General features: G+C 61.9%; 15 protein-coding genes and 1 pseudogene. 12 read left to right on the forward strand and 4 right to left on the reverse strand.

The annotated features are described in order from the left end of the window. The first annotated feature begins 87 nt into the window (after positions 1–87). From hpnD to HZ993_RS05275, 10 genes and pseudogenes are all read left to right on the forward strand, one after another. The gene (hpnD, locus tag HZ993_RS05230; protein ID WP_209396204.1) at positions 88–927 is read left to right on the forward strand and encodes a presqualene diphosphate synthase HpnD; all 840 of its coding nucleotides are present in this window, start codon (positions 88–90) and stop codon (positions 925–927) included. Between the two features lie 5 nt (positions 928–932). Continuing rightward, positions 933–2240, forward strand: a complete 1308-nt coding sequence (hpnE, locus tag HZ993_RS05235; protein ID WP_209398290.1) for a hydroxysqualene dehydroxylase HpnE — start codon at positions 933–935, stop codon at positions 2238–2240. 130 nt (positions 2241–2370) lie between these two features. Beyond that, positions 2371–3453, forward strand: a complete 1083-nt coding sequence (locus HZ993_RS05240; RefSeq protein ID WP_209396205.1) for a PilT/PilU family type 4a pilus ATPase — start codon at positions 2371–2373, stop codon at positions 3451–3453. Positions 3454–3479: 26 nt separating this feature from the next. Further along, the gene (locus tag HZ993_RS05245; RefSeq protein ID WP_209396206.1) at positions 3480–5927 is read left to right on the forward strand and encodes a Lon protease family protein; all 2448 of its coding nucleotides are present in this window, start codon (positions 3480–3482) and stop codon (positions 5925–5927) included. Positions 5928–6065: 138 nt separating this feature from the next. Beyond that, a pseudogene (locus HZ993_RS24840) lies at positions 6066–6938 on the forward strand (tyrosine-type recombinase/integrase). A 9-nt stretch (positions 6939–6947) separates the two neighbouring features. Then, positions 6948–8159 carry an IS91 family transposase gene (locus HZ993_RS05255; protein ID WP_209396207.1) on the forward strand — a complete coding sequence of 404 codons (1212 nt, stop codon included), beginning with the start codon at positions 6948–6950 and terminating at the stop codon, positions 8157–8159. Between the two features lie 598 nt (positions 8160–8757). Beyond that, entirely contained in the window at positions 8758–9039 is a 282-nt protein-coding gene (locus tag HZ993_RS05260) for a hypothetical protein (RefSeq protein WP_209396208.1), read from the forward strand. Between the two features lie 451 nt (positions 9040–9490). Then, positions 9491–9808 carry a hypothetical protein gene (locus HZ993_RS05265; protein WP_209396209.1) on the forward strand — a complete coding sequence of 106 codons (318 nt, stop codon included), beginning with the start codon at positions 9491–9493 and terminating at the stop codon, positions 9806–9808. A 127-nt stretch (positions 9809–9935) separates the two neighbouring features. Further along, on the forward strand, positions 9936–10352 hold the full coding sequence (locus HZ993_RS05270; RefSeq protein ID WP_209396210.1) for a hypothetical protein: 417 nt from the start codon (positions 9936–9938) through the stop codon (positions 10350–10352). Between the two features lie 797 nt (positions 10353–11149). Next, positions 11150–13597, forward strand: coding sequence for a penicillin acylase family protein (locus HZ993_RS05275; protein ID WP_209396211.1), 2448 nt, complete (start codon positions 11150–11152; stop codon positions 13595–13597). 20 nt (positions 13598–13617) lie between these two features. Here the strand turns inward: HZ993_RS05275 and HZ993_RS05280 are convergent, their stop codons facing one another. Further along, entirely contained in the window at positions 13618–14337 is a 720-nt protein-coding gene (locus tag HZ993_RS05280) for a 2-phosphosulfolactate phosphatase (protein WP_209396212.1), read from the reverse strand. Positions 14338–14382: 45 nt separating this feature from the next. Between HZ993_RS05280 and hemH the strand changes: the two genes are divergently transcribed. Next, positions 14383–15474, forward strand: coding sequence for a ferrochelatase (hemH, locus tag HZ993_RS05285; RefSeq protein WP_209396213.1), 1092 nt, complete (start codon positions 14383–14385; stop codon positions 15472–15474). A 73-nt stretch (positions 15475–15547) separates the two neighbouring features. Here hemH and HZ993_RS05290 read toward each other — a convergent pair whose 3' ends face one another. Then, the gene (locus tag HZ993_RS05290) at positions 15548–16906 is read right to left on the reverse strand and encodes a GGDEF domain-containing protein (RefSeq protein ID WP_209396214.1); all 1359 of its coding nucleotides are present in this window, start codon (positions 16904–16906) and stop codon (positions 15548–15550) included. Positions 16907–17066: 160 nt separating this feature from the next. Between HZ993_RS05290 and HZ993_RS05295 the strand changes: the two genes are divergently transcribed. Further along, entirely contained in the window at positions 17067–18338 is a 1272-nt protein-coding gene (locus tag HZ993_RS05295; RefSeq protein ID WP_209396215.1) for a D-serine ammonia-lyase, read from the forward strand. A gap of 82 nt (positions 18339–18420) precedes the next feature. Here the strand turns inward: HZ993_RS05295 and HZ993_RS05300 are convergent, their stop codons facing one another. Then, positions 18421–19290: an alpha/beta fold hydrolase gene (locus HZ993_RS05300; RefSeq protein WP_209396216.1), complete on the reverse strand. Its 870-nt coding sequence runs from the start codon at positions 19288–19290 to the stop codon at positions 18421–18423. Positions 19291–19326: 36 nt separating this feature from the next. Continuing rightward, positions 19327–20484, reverse strand: coding sequence for an ABC transporter substrate-binding protein (locus HZ993_RS05305; RefSeq protein WP_209396217.1), 1158 nt, complete (start codon positions 20482–20484; stop codon positions 19327–19329). Positions 20485–20488 lie beyond the last annotated feature (4 nt).

Raw genomic sequence — 20488 nt, forward strand, 5'->3', positions numbered from 1 at the left:
ACACTTTTTTGCTGCTTTTTGCGTCACCCCGCGCAGCGCAAACGGGCCAGGCCCACCGTGACTTTCTTTTGATCCCAGCCAACGCCCATGACCCCTGCGCAATACGTACAAGACAAGGCAGCCGCTTCCGGCAGCAGCTTCTACTACGCCTTTCTGTTTTTGCCAGCACCCAAGCGTGCCGCCATCACCGCCTTTTATGCCTTTTGCCGCGAGGTTGACGATGTGGTGGACGAGATGGTCGACCCCAGCGTGGCCCAGACCAAGCTGGCCTGGTGGCAGTCCGAAGTGGCCAAGGCCTTTGCCGGCCAACCCAGCCACCCGGTCATGCAGGCCCTGATGCCGCTGGCGGGCAACTTCAAGATCGAGCAGCGCCACCTGCAGGCCGTCATCGAAGGCTGCCAGATGGACCTGACACAGACCCGTTACCTGGACTACCCCGGCCTGCAGCGCTACTGCCACCTGGTGGCCGGCATCGTGGGCGAAGTGGCGGCCGGCATCTTCGGCCAGACCCAGCCCCAGACCACCGCCTACGCCCACAAGCTGGGCCAGGCCCTGCAGATGACCAACATCATCCGCGACGTAGGTGAAGACGCGCTGCGTGGGCGCATCTACCTGCCAGTCAACGAGCTCCAGCAGTTTGATGTGAAGGCGCACGAGATTTTGAAGCGCACCTATTCAGACAACTTTACCGCGCTGATGCGTTTCCAGGCCCAGCGTGCCCACGGTTTGTATGACGAAGCCCTGGCCCTGCTGCCCGCCGCAGACCTGCGCGCCCAAAAGCCCGGCCTGATGATGGCCAGCATCTACCGGGCGCTGTTGCGCGAGATCGAGGCCGACAACTTCCAGGTGCTGCACCAGCGCATACGCCTCACGCCGCTGCGCAAGATGTGGCTGGCGTGGAAGGTGCAAGCCCTCGGCAGGCTGTGACCTCTTTGCGCATCGGCATCGTCGGTGGTGGCTGGGCCGGCATGGCCGCAGCAGTGGCAGCTTGCCAGGCGGGCCATACCGTCACCGTATTCGAAGCCGCCCGCACTTTGGGCGGACGGGCACGGGCGCTGCAAAGCAGTCTGCCCGATGAAACACCCCTTACGCTGGACAACGGCCAGCACATCCTGATTGGCGCCTACACCGAGACCTTGCGCCTGATGCGCTTGGTCGGCCTGGAGCCGGAAACACTGCTGCTGCGCCAGCCCCTGTCCCTGCCCTTTCCCGATGGCACGGGCCTGCAGACACCGGCCTACGCCACACACTGGCCCGCGCCGTTGGACGCCATTGCAGCCATCGCCACCGCACGCGGCTGGACTTGGGGCGAGCGCCTGTCGCTGATTCGCGCATCGCTGGGCTGGCAGCTCAAGCGTTTTAGCTGTGCGCCCGAGCTGTCGGTGTCGCAACTATGCAAAAACATGGCGCCACGCGTGCTGCATGAGCTGATCGAACCACTGTGTGTATCGGCACTGAATACACCGGCCGACCAGGCCAGCGCCCAGGTGTTTTTGAAGGTGATGCAAGACGCCCTGTTTGGCGTGCGCGGTGGCTCACATCTGCTGCTGCCTCGCACCGATTTGAGCGCCCTGTTCCCAGAGGCTGCGGCACGGTGGATCACACACCGTGGCGGCCAGGTGCACCTGGGCCAGCGTGTGGGCAGCCTGCGTTGGCAAGCGCCCCACTGGCTGGTGGATGGCCAGGCATTTGACCGCGTGGTGTGGGCAACCTCTTCGTCAAATGCGGCTACAGCCCTCGCAGAATATAGCAGTGATGCTACAGACTCCATAGCAAATGCGCTGCAAACCTGGGCCACCACAGCCGCTGCGCTGCGCTTTGAAGCCATTGCAACCGTGTATGCGTGGGCACCCCGTGCCCGCCTGCCCCACCCCATGCTGGCACTGCGCAACACGGCCACCGCCCCGGCGCAGTTTGTGTTTGACCGCGGCCAACTGGGTGGCCCGCAGGGGCTGCTGGCCTTTGTGGTCAGCGCCAGTGATGGCAGCCGTGAGGCCATACAAACCGCCGTGTTGCAGCAGGCATCAGTGCAATTGGCATCGTTGGGTGTACCCGTATTGCTGCCCGTGCAAACCGTGGTGGAAAAGCAGGCCACCTTCGCCTGCACACCGGGTCTGCAGCGCCCGCCCCAAGCGATCGCACCGGGCCTGCTGGCCGCAGGTGACTATGTGCAAGGCCCCTACCCCGCCACGCTGGAAGGTGCGGTGCGCAGCGGCTGGGTGGCGGGCAGTTTGCTCTAGATCAAGCTTTGCGCTCGGCAGGCTAGCCAGCGCGGCGGTGGACTCCTACTATGGCTGCAGGTGGTGCGCGTATCCCCAGGTAGAGCCGGTTCCCGGCACCGACGCTTGCCCCGCTTGCGAAGGAATCGCCATGGAAGACTATGACCTGCCCGCCCTGTTGCGCATGGTGGTGGATTGCAATGCATCCGATCTTTTTCTGACCACCGGCGCGCCGCCCCAGGTCAAGGTGGATGGCAAGGTACAGGCCCTGCCGCTGCCGGCCCTGCGGGTAGGCCAGGCGCACAAGCTGGCCTACTCGGCCATGAGCCCACAAGCCATTGCCGACTACGAGCGCAACCTCGAATGCAATATGGCCTACGCGCCCGATGGCATTGGCCGCTTTCGTATCAACGTCTACCAGCAACGCCGCGAGACCGGCCTGGTGGCCCGCCTGGTGCGCAGCCATATTCCCACCTTTGATGCCCTGGGCCTGCCACCCGCCGTGCGTGACATGGCGCTGCAGCCGCGGGGCCTGATCCTGGTCATTGGTGCCGCCGGCTCCGGCAAAACCACCACCCTGGCCTCCATGGTGGACTACCGGGCCATGCACAACAGCGGCCACATCCTCACGGTGGAAGACCCCATCGAATACCTGTTCCGCCACGGCCTGTCCACCGTGGACCAGCGTGAGGTGGGTGTAGACACCCACAGCTTTGCCAACGCGCTGCGCAACGCCATGCGCCAGGCCCCCGACATGATCATGATTGGTGAAATCCGCGACCAAGAGACCATGCAACACGCGCTGGCCTATGCCGAGACCGGCCACCTGTGCATCTCCACCCTGCATGCCAGCAATGCCAGCCAGGCCATCAAACGCATACTGAACTTCTTCCCCGAATCGGCCCACGCACAACTGCGCATGGATTTGTCGCTAAACCTGAGTGCCATCGTGGCGCAGCGCCTGCTGCCGGCCCGCGCTGGCGCGCGAGTGCTTGCCACTGAGGTGCTGTTGCAATCCGCCCATGTAGCCGATCTGGTGCAACGCGGTGCCGTGGACGAACTTCGCCAGTCGCTGGAAAAAACCAGCGTCATGGGCACCCACAGTTTTGACCAATCTTTGCTGGAGCTGTACCAGCGGGGTCTGATCGACCAAGAGGTAGCGCTGGCCCATGCCGATTCGCGCACCGACCTGGGCCTGCGCATGCGCCTGCACTCCTCACACGACCCCCACTGAGTACTCCACTGGCGCACAATAACTGCATGGCCATTTCACACCTTGACCGCGCACAGTTGCGCCTGTGCATCAACGCCGAAGCCCTGGGGTTTTCGGATACTTCCGAGCTGCTGGAGCAGCCCCTGCCCTGGGTAGGCCAGGCGCGTGCCGAACAGGCCGCGCGTTTTGGGCTGGCCATGGAGCAGGCGGACTACAACCTGTTTGTGTTGGGTGAGGTGGGTAGCGGTCGCTCGTCCATGCTGCTCAACACCATGCAGGCCGTAGCAGCGGGCCGCCCCGTGCCGCCCGACCTGTGTTACCTGCACAACTTCGACGCGCCCGAGCGCCCCCGTGCGTTGCGCATGCCACCCGGCCAGGGCCGCCAACTGCGCCAGTTGATGCTGGCGCTGACCCACACCCTGCAAACCGAAATCCCTTTGCGGCTCAACAACCAGGACTTCAAGGCCGAGAGTGAACGCATCGTCCACGCCTACAAGGTGGAAGAAGCCAAGGGATACGCCGAACTGGACGCCTTTGCCGAGGCACGCCACTTCACCCTGTTCCGCGAGCAGGGGCATCTGGTTTTCACCCTGTTGGGCGACAGCGGTCAGGCGCTGACAGAAGGTGAGGCCCGCGCCCTGCCCAAGGACAGGCGTTTGGAGATCGAAAAGTCCGAACAGGAACTGCGCGTGGAAATCGCCCGCTTTCTGGAGAAAACGCGGCCCCTGGAACGCATCCGCAACGAGGCCTTGGCCGCGCTGCGCCGCCAGGTTGTCAAGCCCCTTCTGGAACATGAGCTGCAGGACATACGCAACAGCCTCAAGAAGCAGATCAAGGACTCGGTCAAGCTGGGGGGCTACCTGGACCAGGTGATGCACGATGTCCTGGAGCAGTTGGACCTGTTTACACCGTTGGACGAAGAAGAGGCCGAGCTGGAGCGCCACACCGCGCTGGCACAACTGCTGTCCCGCTACACCGTCAACCTGGTGGTGGACAACGCGGGCCTCAGCGGTGCACCGGCCATCGTGGAGCAGAACCCGGTGTCGCGTGCGCTGTTTGGCAGCATCGAATACCAGGCCGAAGAAGACGTGTTGATGACCGACTTCTCGCGCATCCGCGCAGGCAGCCTGCTCAAGGCCCATGGCGGATTTTTGATGCTGCACCTGCGCGACCTGCTGGCCGACGAGCTGGTGTGGGAGCGCCTGCGCCGCTACCTGCGCAGCGGGCGTGTGCAGATCGACGAACCCGGCACCGCACTCATGCCTATGGCCGCCATGTCGCTGGAGCCCGAGGCGGTGGACGCCAACGTAAAAATTGTGCTGATAGGCTCGGTGGAACAGTACTACGCGCTGCAGGAAGGCGACCCCGAGTTTGCCCGCCGCTTCAAGGTCAAGGTGGACTTTGCCGAGAGCTTTTTGGCCACCGACGAGACTCGCAACGGCACCGCCATTGTGGTGGCCCACCTGTGCCGCAAGCTGGGTTTGCCACACTTCACCAGCACAGCGGTTGCCCGGCTGCTGGAAGACGCCCACCGCGAGGTGGACGACCAGACGCGCCAAAGCGCCATCTTTGCCCGCTTTGAAACCCTGGTCGCCGAAAGCGCCGCCCTGCGCCGCGCACGCACCGGCTCTGCCAGCGGCACATCCCTGGTTGATGCGGTGGATGTGGAAGCCGCGCTGACGGCACGCGGCCTGCGGCACGATTACCCGGAGCAGCGCCTGCGCGAATCAATCACCGACGGCGACCACCTGATTTCGGTGCAAGGCACATGCATAGGCCAGCTCAACGGCCTGACCCAGATCGACCTGGGCGACTGGCGGTTTGGCCTGCCCGTGCGGGTGTCGGCACGCACCCATGCCGGCACCAGCGGCCTGGTCAATATCGAGCGCGAAGTAGAAATGTCAGGCCCCATCCACGACAAGGGTGTGCTGATACTGCACAGCTATTTGGTTGCGCTGTTTGGCCATCTGGCGCCACTGGCGCTGAACGCATCCATCGTGTTTGAACAGGACTACCAGGGTGTGGAAGGTGACTCGGCATCGTGTGCGGAGCTGTTTGCCATCTTGTCGTCACTGGCCCAGGTGCCACTGCTGCAGGGCATAGCTGTGACCGGCGCGCTGAACCAGCATGGCGAGGTGCTGCCCATAGGCGGTGTGAATGAAAAGATCGAGGGGTGGTTCCGGGTCTGCGAAGCCGCGGGCCTGGACGGGCACCAGGGCGTGCTAATACCCGCGCGCAACCAGCGCAACCTGATGCTGGGCTGTTCGGTACTGGATGCCGTGGACCAGGGCATGTTCCATATCTACACCGCGTCGCACATCCGAGATGGATTGGAGTTGATGACGGGCCGCGCCAGCGGACTATCGTCGGATACGATGCCTGCGCGCTATGCAGCGGACAGTGTGTTGGGGCTTGCGGAGCAAACGCTGCTGACGTTTCGGCGGGCTTGTCGGTTGGCTGGACAGGGACGGCTGCCGCGTCGTGGGCGAATGTAGACTGCAGATTCGAAGCGTAGGACTAAACCGCTCCCGCGGTAGTCCCCACGCCAGCGCATGTAGTTTGCGCTGAGGACCTGTGCATACCTATGTTGTGAACTGAGGCAATTGGCCTCGTTTCACAACAGGAGCACAGCCATGCAATCACCCAACCACCCGGTCTCACCCTTGCGCCTACGCATGCTCGAAGACATGCGCCTGCGCCAACTCGCACCCAAGACCCAGGCCGCCTACATCCGCGCCGTCTCCAAACTTGCGGCGTTTACCAAGCAGTCCCCGACACCGCCAGCGCCGAAGACCTGCGCCGGTTCCAGTTGCACATGGTCGATGCCGGCACCTCCCCATCACGCTCAACGCCACCATCACCGGACTGACGTTCTTCTTTGACGTCACGCTGGGCCGCCCCGACGTGATGGCCAGGATGCAGTCGGTTCGAGTGCCTCAGAAACTACCGACGGTCCTGAGCCGCGAGGAAGTGGCCAGACTGCTGGGCGCGGTCGGCCACATCAAGCACCAGACCGCGCTATCGGTGGCCTACGGCACCGGATTGCGTGTCAGCGAAGTGGTGGCGCTCAAAGTAACGGACATCGACAGCGAGCGCATGACGCTGCGCGTGGAACAAGGCAAAGGCAGCAAGGACCGCTATGCCATGCTCTCGCCCATATTGCTGGAGCGCCTACGGGTCTGGTGGCGCGTGGCACGGGCCCAGGGCAAGATGCTTGACGGCGGTTGGCTGTTTCGGGGCGCGACCCCATCGAAGCGTTGACGGCCAGGCAACTCAACCGCGCCATCCACGAAGCCGCAACACTGGCCCACATCGACAAGCGCGTATCCATGCATACCTTGCGCCACAGCTTTGCCACACATCTACTGGAACAGAAGGTCGACATCCGCGTGATCCAGGTCATGCTGGGCCACAAGAAGCTGGAAACCACCTCCAAGTATGTCCAGGTGGCCACCGACATCCTGCGCGAAGTGCTGTCTCCTCTGGAAACGCTACAAGCAGCATAGGCCACCTCCATGGGGCCTGGTGCCCTGGAGGTGGCGGACATCTTCCGCACCCATGGGCCAGCCTTTAGAGCGGCGCAACGCTCACACCTGAGCCTGGGCCAGCTCAAGGCCATGTCAGTTATTGAACAGTGCCGCACGGCGGCACTGGGGGGACACGTTTTGCGCTGTCCGGACTGCCAGCAGGATCAGGTGTCCTACAACTCGTGTCGCAATCGCCATTGCCCGAAGTGCCAGGCTAATGCCGCCAAGCGCTGGTTGGAAGCCAGACAAGCTGATCTGCTACCGGTGGACTACTACCACGTGGTCTTCACGCTGCCAGCACCTATCAGCGATATTGCGTACTACAACAAGGCGGTGGTCTATGGCTTGTTGTTTGAGATCGCGGCTGAAACGCTGATCACCATTGCCGCCGACCCCAAGCACTTGGGCGCACAGGTGGGAGTGACGTTAGTGCTGCACACCTGGGGCTCGGCACTGACGCATCACCCGCATGTGCACGGCATCGTCCCAGGCGGTGGAATCTCGCTCGATGGCAAGCGGTGGGTATCCTGCAAGCCGGGCTTCTTCCTGTCGGTGCGGGTGCTCTCGCGTTTGTTTCGCCGGCGGTTTCTTGAATCACTGGAGGAGGCGCACCATGACGGCAAGTTGCAGTTCTTTGGTGACCATGCAGGCCTGGCTGATCCAAAGGCCTTTGCGAAGTGGCTGGCGCCACTGCGCCAATGCGAATGGGTTGTCTACGCCAAGCGTCCGTTTGCCGGGCCTGAGGCCGTGCTGGCCTATCTGTCGCGTTATACGCACCGGGTGGCGATTGCCAACTCCCGCTTGCTGACAATGGACGAGCGTGGGGTAACCTTCCGTTGGAAGGACTACCGGGACAAGGGCGAGCCGGACAGACCACGCCACAAGACAATGACCTTGAGTGCCGATGAGTTCATGCGCCGTTTCTTGTTGCATGTGCTGCCCGGCGGGTTTCACCGCATCCGCCACTTTGGATTGATCGCCAACCATGGGCGCACAGAGAAGCTCGCCCGCGCTCGGGAGTTGCTCGGCGTTGCGCCAGCGGTCATCACCGAAGCCTCTGAGGTCGGCACTGAAACTGAAGTCGATGGGGTTCGCCCGACCTTTGTTTGCGCCCACTGTGGCGCGGCAATGCTCGTCCTCGAGACCTTGGTGCGGGGGCACGCCATTCGCGCGCCACCGCCAAAGCGGGTGTCACTATGACGCACTGCCCAAAGAGCACCTATTGCAGGCTGACTATGCATTCAGCGCAGTTGGTGGGGATAGGTGTTGCCACACGGTGCAAAAGTGATCTGAAGGGTCTTCATTCACACCGCAGTATCCTGTTTCTCACCCGCCGATTCGTCGATCTGAACCTGGTGCGCGTGCAGTGGGGGCCGCCGTTTCTGGTTCCAGCTGCACTGTTTCGCATCCAATCGCCATAGTCTTGTAGCGGCCTCAACCAGTATTGGCACTCGCCGCGGTTTCCTCCTTCGAGGCTTGTACGACGCCCACCCTTCATGGGTGATCGTGGCGCCCTTGGCATGCCTGCGCGGGCGGGCATCCTACAAACCTAAACTGAAGCGGTCGTTCACCAAGTCGGTCCAATTGCCTGTTTTTTGGCGCGTTGGCACCTAGAATCTGGCAATTGCTATCTGCGGGGTTTGTTGGATTTTTTATACCTGTATAGATTCAGGTAAAACCGCTGCAAGCAAGGCCCCAAGCCACTCTCAAGAGAAGTTCATGTCCAGATTATCCCGCAACGCCCAGATTAATCCGCAGGTATTGCGGTATACATTGCGTTAAAGCGCAGGAGGTATCCTTGCAATCGCCACCTTTGGACAACTCCGGAAAAGTCGTAGCTGTTGGTGCGCATGTGCGCTTGCTGTGCCTTTCGGGCCGTTGGTTGGAGGAACTCCCAGCAGAAGAAAAGCAGGACGTCCTTTCCATGATCGGCGAAGTCTTTGAAGTTGAAGAAATTGACGAACACGGCCACCCGTGGATTCGTAAATCTTGGCCGAATGAGGAAGAAGGCAGATGCAACTCGCATTCGATTGCGCTAGAGTCCTATGAAATGGAATTGATAGATGAACCTGCGCCTTAACCCGTTGATCGATTGGACCGCCAACGGCGATCAGCGTCGCAGTCATTCTTCGACAGCGATCGCGCCGTTGACCCCCAATCATCGCCAACGTTAGGCTGATCGATTGTGCGGCCCGCGCTGATATCCGCAACCATTGGTTTGCTTCTATTCTTGACGCTTATCTGGAGTTTTGTCGATCCGCAGGTCTGCTCGGAGGGATGCGGCAGCTACCTGTTTGGCCTGGTCTTCCTGGCGCGCGAGTTTTTTGGCCTCATTGGCGTTAGATTACTGTTGCTCGGATTGAGCCTTATGTTTGTTGGCTTCACTGTGAAGTCCTTTTGGGAGCGTTGAAGGCAATGCGACGGAATCAGCCTAACGGGTTCGTCGAATGGACCCACAACGGCGGCCATCTTGGTCGCCATTCTTCACAACTGAGTGCGCCGTTGCGGCCCATTCACGGCCAACGTTATCCATGACCAAACGCAACGCTTCTTCAACGCCGCCATCACGATTGATGATGGTGGGCGCGTGGGTTGGCGGAATCGCTTCTGTAGGCGGCTTAGTCGCGATGGTCCTCATTGCCATTGACAAGCTCAATACCGGGCATGGCCTCGACACCTATCGAACCAAGTGGATGGTTCAAGACAATTGGATCGGATTCATTGTCTTTGTCGTCGTGACCACAGTTGTGGTTTTGGCGGCGGCAATAATTGGGTGGTTTCAGCGGCGAAATGAGCAGCGCGAAGTTCAACAACTTCAAGCGAAATATTCTGAGGGGCATCATGGATAACAGGTTGATCGATTGGACCACCAACGGCGGCCTATGCCCACGCCATTCTTCGGCCAGCAGTGCGCCGTTGTCGTCCAATCATCGCCGACGTTAGCCCGCTTGGTTATTAACTCTATTGGAGAAACTCATGCGCTCCCTCATTGCATTGGTTTTCTGCTTCCTGCTGGCACCCTTGCAGGTACATGCTTGTCTAGGACTTTTCGCGAATCAGTTTATCTTCTTTGAGGCCATACCCAATGTGCAGGCTGAAGGGGATGTTATTGCGAAAGTTTTGCTGTCGGGCGTACATGAAGAAACGAAAACAGCAGCAGTTACGGCAACAGCAACTGTCATGCAGGTTTTAAAAACATCTGACGCAAGGGTTCAGCAGGGCGCAAAAATTATTGTGAGATACAAATTCACAAGCTGCGGCCCAAATCATAGAGACGGGGATGAAGGAACGATCATTGCCAGAACTGGTACTGACAGCAAGGGGCTTTTTGTGTTGTATCCGTACGCGTACAGAAGATATGGTGATCGTCGCATCTTTCCACCCGAACTCTGACGGGATTTCAAGAGCCAGGCCTTTGCTTTTTGTGTGCATGATTTATGGCCTATCGTTTTTCTCCAGCTTTCTCTGTGCAGGCTAACATTTCTCTCGGCACGGACACGCAGCAGCAGGATGCCGCTTCGCTGCCCTTGCCGCGTGCCGGGCAGCGTCGACGTTAAAACGCATGATCAACCAGTCTGCCGACGAAGCGATTTCTCAAGTCCTCGCGGAATTGAGGCGGGAGAAGGTGAGAGTTCGGAACGCGCAGTGGCTTGCAAATGCTTTAGGAATCATTTCCTGTACTGGGAGTCTCGCTGGCTGGGCGATCCTCGTCAGGGTATACATTGGGCTGCAGTCTTGGCCTGATGCTCCTGGTCCCAATGGGTTGAGTCAGAATCTCCACGCGATGATCGGAGCCGGTTACATCTTCCTGTCGTTGCAGGCCGCCGCCGCCGTGTTCCTCGTATTCGCCTTGATACCAAGTCGGGACAGGCGGAAGACCCTCTTGTTCGGCGTCCCGCTCGCACCATGCGCCATCGTGCTTTGCTTTCTGCTTCTTCGGAACATCGCGAGATGACACGGCATTCCTTCAATGCGCGGCGGATGGCGTGGCCCGCGGGCGCAGGCCGCATTTGCGGTTGCCACAAAACAGGCCATCCCACCACAGCGTTGATGCAATAGCAGCGGCATGCCAACCATGCCCGCCCGCGACGCGAGCCGGAGAACGCGGGCCACGCCGTCCGCCGCGCGCGGCACAAAGGTAAGCCACCTCATTGCGTATGATTACCCCTCCTTAGAAGAGAGTGAGACCCATGCACATTGCAGTGAAAATCGTTGCCGCCACCGTCACCGCAGCCATCGTGGCTGTGGGTGGTGCAGCAGCCTGGCATATCCACACCAAACAACCGGTACGCAGCGGCAGCATCGCACTCAAGCAACTGCAAGCACCCGTCAAGGTGTCGTATGACGAGCGCGGTGTGCCCCACATCCAGGCCGAGAACGAGATGGATATGTACCGGGCGCTGGGGTATGTGCATGCACAAGACCGCCTGTTCCAGATGGAGATGGTGCGCCGCCTGGCGCGCGGTGAACTGGCAGAGATTCTGGGGCCCAAGCTGCTGGAGACCGACAAGCTGTTCCGCACGCTGGGCATTCGCGCCCGCGCGGACGAAATGGCCGCCAAGATCAACCCCATAAAACCCGCCGACATGGCGCTGATCTCGTACCTGGACGGCATCAACCAGTACCAGAACACCCACCCGGTGCCGCTGGAGTTTGACATCCTCAAAATCCCCAAACGCCCCTTCACGCCGGGCGACACCTTGGCCGTGGCGGGCTATCTGGCCTACAGCTTTGCCCAGGCATTCAAGGCAGAACCCGCGCTGACCCATATCCGCGACAAGCTAGGCCCCAACCACCTGAAGATGTTTGACCTGGATTGGAACGCCGAAGGTGTTATCAAAAGCAGCACCAGCAACCAAAGCGCCAAGGCCGCACCATCGGCCAACCGTGCCGCGCTGGCGCTGGACGCCCAAGATTGGGCTGGCTTGGGCCGCCTGGCCCAACTGAGCCAGGATGCGATGGATGCCGCGGGCGTGCCCGCCTTTGAAGGCAGCAACGCCTGGGCCATTTCAGGCAAACGCACCGCCAGTGGCAAGCCGCTGCTGGCAGGGGACCCGCACATTGCGTTTTCGGCCCCGTCCGTCTGGTACGAGGCCCACCTGACCGCCCCCGGCTTTGACCTGTACGGCCACCACCAGGCGCTGAACCCCTTTGCGCTGCTGGGCCACAACGGCCAGTTTGGCTGGACGCTAACCATGTTCGAGAACGACGACGTGGACCTGATCGCCGAAAAAATCAACCCAGCCAACCCCAACCAGGTCTCCATCAAAGGCCAATGGGTCGATCTGAGCACCCGCACCGAGACCATCAAGGTCAAGGGCCAGGACGATGTGCAGTTGGCCCTGCGCCGCTCGCCCCACGGCCCCATCATCAGCGATGCCTTTAAAGAGAGTTTTGGCAGCACCCCCATCGCCATGTGGTGGGCATTCTTAGAGACCGAAAACCCGGCGCTGGAAGCCTTTTACGAGCTGAACCGCGCCAACACCCGCGAGAAGGCCCGCGGCGCATCCGAAAAAATCCATGCCCCCGGCCTGAACGTGGTCTGGGCCAATACCGCGGGTGATATTGGTTGGTGGGCCGCCGCCAAACTGCCCATACGCCCGGCAGGTGTCAAGTCGTACTTCGTGCTGGATGGCAGCACGGCCGAGGCCGACAAGACCGGCTTCTACAACTTCAGCTTCAACCCGCAGGAAGAGAACCCAGCGCGCGGCTACATCGTGTCGGCCAACCACCAGCCCAAGCCCGCCAGCGGCGTGCCCGTGCCCGGCTACTACTGCCTGCCCGACCGCGTGCAGCGGCTGGACGACGTCCTGCGTGACTCCGACAAAAAATGGGACACCGCCGCCGCCCAGGCCCTGCAGTTGGACGGCAGCACCGGCTACGGCCCGCGTGTGCTCAAGGACTTGATGCCCATTTTAATGAACGTCACCACCGACCCTTATGAAAAGGCGTTTCTGGAGCCGCTGCTCTTGTGGGATGGCGACTACAGCCGCGACAGCATGGCCGCCCTGCTGTTCACCCAGCTGATGTACGAGCTGGCCCACGCGGCCATGTCCGACGAAGTGGGCGAGGCGCAGTTCAAGAACCTGCTGCGCACCTTTGCGCTGGACACCGCCCTACCCCGGCTGGTGGCCGACGCCAATGCCCCCTGGTGGGACAACGTCAACACCAAGCAGGTGGAGAACCGCTTTGAGACCGTGCGCATTGCCTGGGTCAACACGCTCAAACACCTGGAATCGGTCAACGGCAAAGACCTGCAAAAGTGGAACTGGGGCACCGCCCACACTCTGACCCACGCGCACCCGCTGGGCCAGCAAAAGCCGCTGGACAGCATCTTCAATGTGGGCCCCTTCAAGGTGGCTGGCGGCCGCGAGACGCCCAACAACATGAACTACCACGTGGGGCCCGCGCCCTGGGCCGTGCGCTCAGGCCCGTCCACCCGCCGGGTGGTGGACTTTGCCCAGCCGGACAAGGCCGTGGGCATCAACCCCGTGGGCCAAAGCGGCGTGTTGTTTGATGCGCACTACTCTGACCAGGCTGCCTTCTTTGCCGAAGGCATTTACAAGCCGCAACACCTGAGCGCGGCAGATGTCAAAGCCAACCGCAAGAGCCTGCTGACGCTGTCGCCCGCGCCCTGAGGACAAGCCTTGCCGTGGGCCTATCCGTTGGCTCGTACATATGCGCCATCCGTCAGCAGGGGTACACAGCTACTTGCATTGAGGGCGGTCGCCAGTTGAACATCGGCCGCGAACCCTCTGCCAACAAGCTCCACGCCCGACGCGCAAGAGCCGATGATGGAAGAGAGTTGATTGCGGGCACCAACAAACGCAGCCTCCGCGACGGAGGCTTCGGGCGATCTGGAACCTTGCAGATGGTGGATCACCGCGCCGGCTCCCAGCAGGTCTTCCACCGCGGGGCGGAGCGTTCCATCGTGCCACCGCTCACCTGCGGCCACCACGGTCACAGGCCCCGGATGGCGGGATGCGAAGGCGGCAACGGCCGCAGCATTGCGCAGGCAGCCCGCTAGCACAACAGGGTCTGTGCAAGCTAGCGTAAGTGTTGACCCGTTGGGCGACGGCAGTAACAGCCGCGTGCCCGCCTCAATCTCCAGCAGCGACTGCGGTGACAGACAGAGCCCGCCACCTGATCGTTCGCCGGCCAACACTGCGTTGTTGGCGCTTGCAAATGCTGCAGCCGATGTATCCTTGTGGCGGTAGGGCAGCACATACGCATTTCGGCTGCACACGATGTCCACGCAGGTTGAAAACGACAGAACATCCACGATGATGGTGACACCACCCACATTCGCAAGCTGGCTGACGCCATGGATGCCCCACTCAAACCGGATGGCGTGGGGAGACTGGGTGGTGAAAAGCATGGTGGCTGAGGCGTTGTCCAAAGGAAGAGTCGGCGAGAATAACGCATGCCCTTCTCCCCCGAACCTCCTTACTCCCACGGTCAGGCACCCCGCACCGCCGTGCTCTATTGCAACCTGGGCACGCCCGATGCGCCCACACCCAAGGCGGTGCGCCGCTATTTGAAGGAATTTCTGAGCGACCACCGCGTCGTGGAAATCCCGCGTTTGCTGTGGCTGTTGATCCTGCATGGCATCATCCTGCGCTTTCGGCCGGCCAAGTCGGCCGCCAAATACGCCAGCATCTGGACACCCGAAGGTTCACCACTGAAGCTGTGGACCGAGAAACAATCCAAGCTGCTGCAAGGCTGGCTGGGACAACGCAACCATGCCGTCAAGGTGCGCTACGCCATGCGCTACGGCAGCACGTCCATCGCCTCCCAGTTGGACGCACTCAAGGCTGAGGGTGTGACCCGCGTGCTGGTGGTGCCCGCCTACCCGCAGTACAGCGGCACGACTACGGCCAGTGTGTTCGATGCCGTCTATGCCTGGGCCGCGCGCACCCGCGCCCTGCCCGAGCTGCGGTTTGTCAACCACTACCACGATGACGCGGGCTACATAGGCGCCTTGGCTTCCAGCGTGCAGCGCCACTGGAAAGAGCATGGTCGCCCCGACCAACTGGTGATGAGTTTCCACGGCGTGCCGGCCCGCACGCTGACGCTGGGCGACCCCTACCACTGCGAATGCATGAAGACCGCCCGGCTGCTGGCCAACAAGCTGAACCTGACCAAGGAGCACTACAAGGTCACATTCCAGTCCCGCCTGGGCCGGGCCAAGTGGCTGGAGCCCTACACCGAACCCACGCTGATCGCGCTGGGCCGCGCAGGCGTCAAACGCGTGGATGTGATTTGCCCCGGCTTCACCAGCGACTGCCTGGAGACGCTGGAAGAAATCAGCATGGAAGCCCGCGCCGCCTTTCTGCTGGCGGGCGGCAAGACCTTCCACTACATCACCTGCCTGAACGACGACCCGGAGTGGATCACCGCGCTGTGCAACCTCAGCGAACAGCACATGGGCGGCTGGAACACGCAAGACGAACCGGATGCGGCAGCGATGGCGACCTCGCGTATTGCGGCGTTGGGGATGGGGGCTAAGCAGTAGCGCCTATTCCCCGCTTGATTCGCTATATATTTGATAGTGAGTCAAGCATATTCGACGGGGGCTAGAGGCCAATTTAACCAAAACACACCCGGTTGCGCCCCTGCTCCTTGGCCCGGTACAGCAGGCCGTCTGCCTTGCTTAACATGGCATGCACCGTGCCCGCGGCCACATCCGCGCACAGGCCCATGCTCATGGTCACGCGCAGCTCGGGGTGCACATTGGTCCAGGGGAAGCTTTCAATCACCTGGCGCAGCTTGTCGCACAGTGCGGCGGCCTGGGGCAGTGGGGTCTCTGGCAGCAGGATCACAAACTCTTCACCGCCATACCGCGCCACCACGTCGGAGATGCGCATATGGGTGCGCAGAATCTCGGCGATCTGCTTGAGCACCACATCGCCGGTGGCGTGTGAGTAGGTGTCGTTGATACGTTTGAAGAAATCGATATCACCCATTACCACGGTCATGGGGTGGCCGTGGCGCACGGATTGCTCGAACAGCTGCTGGGCTTGCTCGTCGAAGTGGCGGCGGTTGTAGAGGTCGGTCAGCGCATCGCGGATGCTCATTTCCTTGAGCTGGGTGGCCTGCTCCAAAATGGTTTTGTTGGACTGCTGCAGCGCCTCGTGGCTTTGCGCCAGCTCTTCGCTCATCTGGTTAAAGGCGGTGGCCAGCGTGGCAATCTCGCCACCACCGCCATCCACCTCCACCTTCTGGCGCAAAGCCCCGCCGCGCATGGCCTTGACCGCGCCCGTCAGTTGCCGCAACGCGGCGCTCAGGCCGGTGCCCAGCAGCAGGCCCAGGCCCAATGCCAACGCGGTGGCGGCCGCTGCGCCATACAGCAGAGCCTCGCGCATGGCGGCCAGGTATTCGATGTCCTGCTTGCCGGGCGCCAGCACGCCCTGGGGCGCGATGTAGGCTTCGACCTTGTCGTTGATGACGATGGGCATGGCGTCGCGCTGCAACTCGGGTGGCGCAACACTATCGTGTGCGTATTCACCCGCGCCCAGCAGCACGCGGTACTGCGCATCCAGCAAAATGAACTTGAACGGCGGCTCGCCACCGCGGCGGGGGCCGTCCGGGCCACCACCACCCGGCGGACCCTGGTCTGGCGGACCGGCTCGGCGGTCGTCGGGTGGTCCTGGGGGCCTGCCTTCTGGCGGGCCGTCTGGCCGCGGGGGCCGCGGCCGCGCGCCGACGGTCGGGCCCTGCTGCTCCATGAACTGGCGAAACGGCATCACCGCGCTGGCGGCTTGCCAATTGCCACCGTAACGCGTCAGGTAGTCGGTCACCGCGCCCTTGAAATGCATGCTGGCCTGCTGGCGCCGCAGCGAATCGAACTTGTTGGTCAGCTGCACATAGGCCACACCACCCACCAGTGCCACCGAGGCCAGGCTGCTGAGGAGCAGGGCAAGGACAAATTTGAAGCGCAGGGACATGGGGTTTCCTCTCAACAACCGACGGCAGATTTCGCGGAGATTTTAGGTCTGCCACCGTGGGCTTGTCGGGCCTTCTTTAACACAGAGTCTCTTTAGAATGCGGCCATGATTGCACTGCACGCGCCTCCCGCGTTCAACACTGGTGCACTACATAACAAGCATGCCCGACCCCATTTCCCTGCTGCGCTCTGCCGTGCCCCAGCGTTGGCTTAACCCCCATCGGGAGGGCCTATTCGCAGCGCCCACGGTTGGGGAGACACGTTTAGGCCCGGCCGACATGCAAGGAGCGCAGGATCGCTTCACGCGTTTTGCACCGCTGCTGGAAGACTTGTTCCCTGAGCTGGCCAACAGCCAAGGCCAGATTGAATCCGCGCTGACACCCGTGCCCCGCATGCAACAGGCCATGGGCTTGCCACCCGAACAAGGCCGACTCTGGGTCAAGTCCGACCACAGCCTGCCGGTGGCTGGGTCGATCAAGGCCAGAGGCGGTTTCCACGAAGTGCTGGAGTGGGCTGAGACGCTGGCCTTGCAGCACGGCCTGCTGCACGCTGGTGCCGACTACCGCAGCCTGGCGCTGCCCGCAGCGCGCGCGCTGTTTGCACCGCACCAGGTGGCCGTGGGCTCAACCGGCAATCTGGGCATGGCCATTGGCGTACTGGCCGCGGCACTGGGCTTCAAAGCCGTGGTGCACATGTCCACGGACGCCAAGGAATGGAAAAAAGAACGTCTGCGCCAGCACGGCGTAGAGGTTGTGGAACACACGGGCGACTACGAACAGGCCGTGGCCCAAGGCCGCGAACAAGCCGCTGCGGACCCGTTGTGCCACTTTGTCGATGACGAGCGCTCCCTGTCGCTGTTTGTGGGCTACAGCGCCGCAGCGCTGTACCTGCGTGACCAATTGTATGCCCAGGGTGTGGTGGTGGATGCCGAACACCCTTTACTGGTCTACATCCCCTGCGGCGTGGGTGGCGCACCGTCTGGCATTGCCTGGGGGCTGCACCAGCTGTTTGGGGAGCATGTGTTTTGCTTCTTTGCCGAACCCGTGCAATCGCCCTGCTTTCTGGTGCAGATGCTGGCAGAGCCGGGCAGCCACCCGTCGGTGTACGACTTTGGCTTGACCAACCAGACCCAGGCGGATGGCCTGGCCATTCCCCGCGCGTCGTTGTTGGCGGCACAGGCCATGCGCGGCGTATTGGCCGGCGTCTTTACGGTGCGGGACCAGTCACTGTTTGAGCATCTGGCGCTACTACATGCCAGCGAGGGGATGCGCATAGAGCCCTCGGCCGCGGCGGGCTTCAGCGGGCCGCTACAGTTGCGCGGCCATGCACTGGCCTGCGCGGGCGCCAACCACGTGGTGTGGACAACCGGCGGGCTGCTGGTGCCAGAGGCGCAGTACCAGGGTTTCTTGCAGCAGGGTTTGCTATCACTCTAGTAGCTACTCGATCATATTCCACGGGGGCTACAGGTCAATATGGCACTTAACTCTCCCGCAAGATACCGATAATTGGGGCTATCTACTTCCCCACCCCATCAATAAACGCCGCCACACAATCGAGCTGCTCCGGCACATTCAGCGCGGGTGCGTGGCCGCAACCCGGCACTTCCACCGTCTGCAGCAGCCCGGCCTGGCCTGGGCCGCGTGTGCGCATGCTCTCGATGGTCTCGGCGAGCACCAGGTCTGACTCTGCACCGCGCAGGCTCAACACCGGAATCTGCAGCGCGTCGTAGTGCTCCCAGATGCGGTAGTCGTCCGGGTGGCTGATGAACTGCTGCACCATGGCCGGGTCGTAGTGCGGGGTCACCCGGCCATCGGGCAGGCGGCGGGTGGAAGTCTCGGTCAGGCGGCGCCACTGCGCGTCACTGAGCCAGCCAAAGGGTTGGTAGACCTGGCGGAAAAAGGCCTCCAGTTCCAGCACCGTGTCAAAGGCTGGTGGGTTGCCGGCGTAGGCGCGTATGCGCGCAATGGCGGGGGCAGCCAGTTGTGGCGCGTTGTCGTTCAATGTCAGACTGACAATGCGCGAGCGCATGGACGGCTGCAACTGGCCCGCGGCGCACACCGTACCGATCGCGCCGCCCATGGAAGTGCCCACCCAGTGGGCCTGGGTTATGCCCAGCTGGGTAAACAGATCAGCCGCTATCTGCGCATAAAACGCCAGGCAGTATTCCTGCTCAGGTTTTGGGCTCCACTGGCTGAGGCCACGCCCTATCGTGTCCGGGCAGATCACGCGGTAGCGCGGGCTCAGGTGGGCGGCCAATTCGTCCATATCGCGACTCGTTCGCGCCAGGCCATGCCAGGCCACTACCACCGGCGCCTGCGCTGCCCCCCATTCCATGTAGTGAATCTCCCGGCCAGCGCAGGTTATGAAGTGGGAGGTGGGTGTCATTGGCAGGATTCTTTCTGGACTGGGGTTGCAGCGTGCTCATCGCAACAACTTGCCCGATGCACCGATCACGGTTACTTCCACAAAACGTGATCCGATGCGGTTGGTGGGTGAATAGCCGACGCGGGTGCCACCCAGGTCAAAGTTATCGATGGTTTCCAGCGCCTTGACCAGCTTGGCACGCGTGGGTGCCGGGCCAGCGCGGCGCAAGCCTTCCACCAGCACCTTGGCACCCAGAAACTCTTCAAAGCTGGTGTAGCTCACGGCCTGGCCGCCGCCGTATTTCTTCATCAGCGCCTGGTATTCACGCACAGCCGGTTTGTTGGCGCCGAAGGGAAAGGGCACCACCTGCGAGATGCCCAGGCCGTGTACGGCCTTCACACCTGCCAGCTTGACCAGCTCGGCCGGGTCCACCACCGAGATGTTGTACAGCTGCCCGCCACCACCGGCCGCGCGGTACTGCTTTGCGAAGGCTGCGGTGCTGCGGTTTACCGAGATCATGATGGTGGCCTGGGGTTCTGCCACCTTGATCTGCTTCACCGCGTCTGCCACCTCGTCGGTGTTGCGTTCATAACTCGCTGCCACCAGCATCTTCATATTGCGTTTGGCCAGCGCAGCCTCCACACCGGCCAGACCGGCCTTGCCAAAGGCATCGTTCTGGTACATGACCGCAATACGGGTCATGCCCAGTGTGGCAGCCTGGTGCACCATGTGTTCGGTCTCATCCATATAACCGGCACGCACGTGGAAGATGTGGGGATTGAAGGGGCTGCGCAGCGCTTCGCCCCCCGTGTAGGGCGCCACCAAGGGCGCCCCACCCACATCCAGCACACCGTCAGTCAGCAGCTTGCTGACATTGGCCGTGCCCGCAAAACCAAACAGCGCGATGACTTCGGGGTTGAGCAAGGCCTCCCGCGTGAGCCGCACGGTTTCATCCACCTTGTAGCCATCGTCCAACACCGTGTGTTTGATCTTGGCCCCGTGGATACCACCTTGCGCGTTGACCCAGTCAAAGTAGATTTTTCCGCCCAGCACCATTTGTTGCCCGGTGCTGGCCAGCACGCCCGTGAGGGGCGCGACTTGTACCACGGTGATGTCCGTGGGTGGTGGTGCCGCACACGCCAGGCTGCTGGCGCCCAGCGCCAGCACCGCCAGCGCGTGCTGACTCTGTCGTAACAATGCAGAAAACTTGAACATGGTT

It is taken from the genome of Rhodoferax sp. AJA081-3 (genome assembly GCF_017798165.1).
Classification (GTDB): domain Bacteria; phylum Pseudomonadota; class Gammaproteobacteria; order Burkholderiales; family Burkholderiaceae_C; genus Allorhodoferax.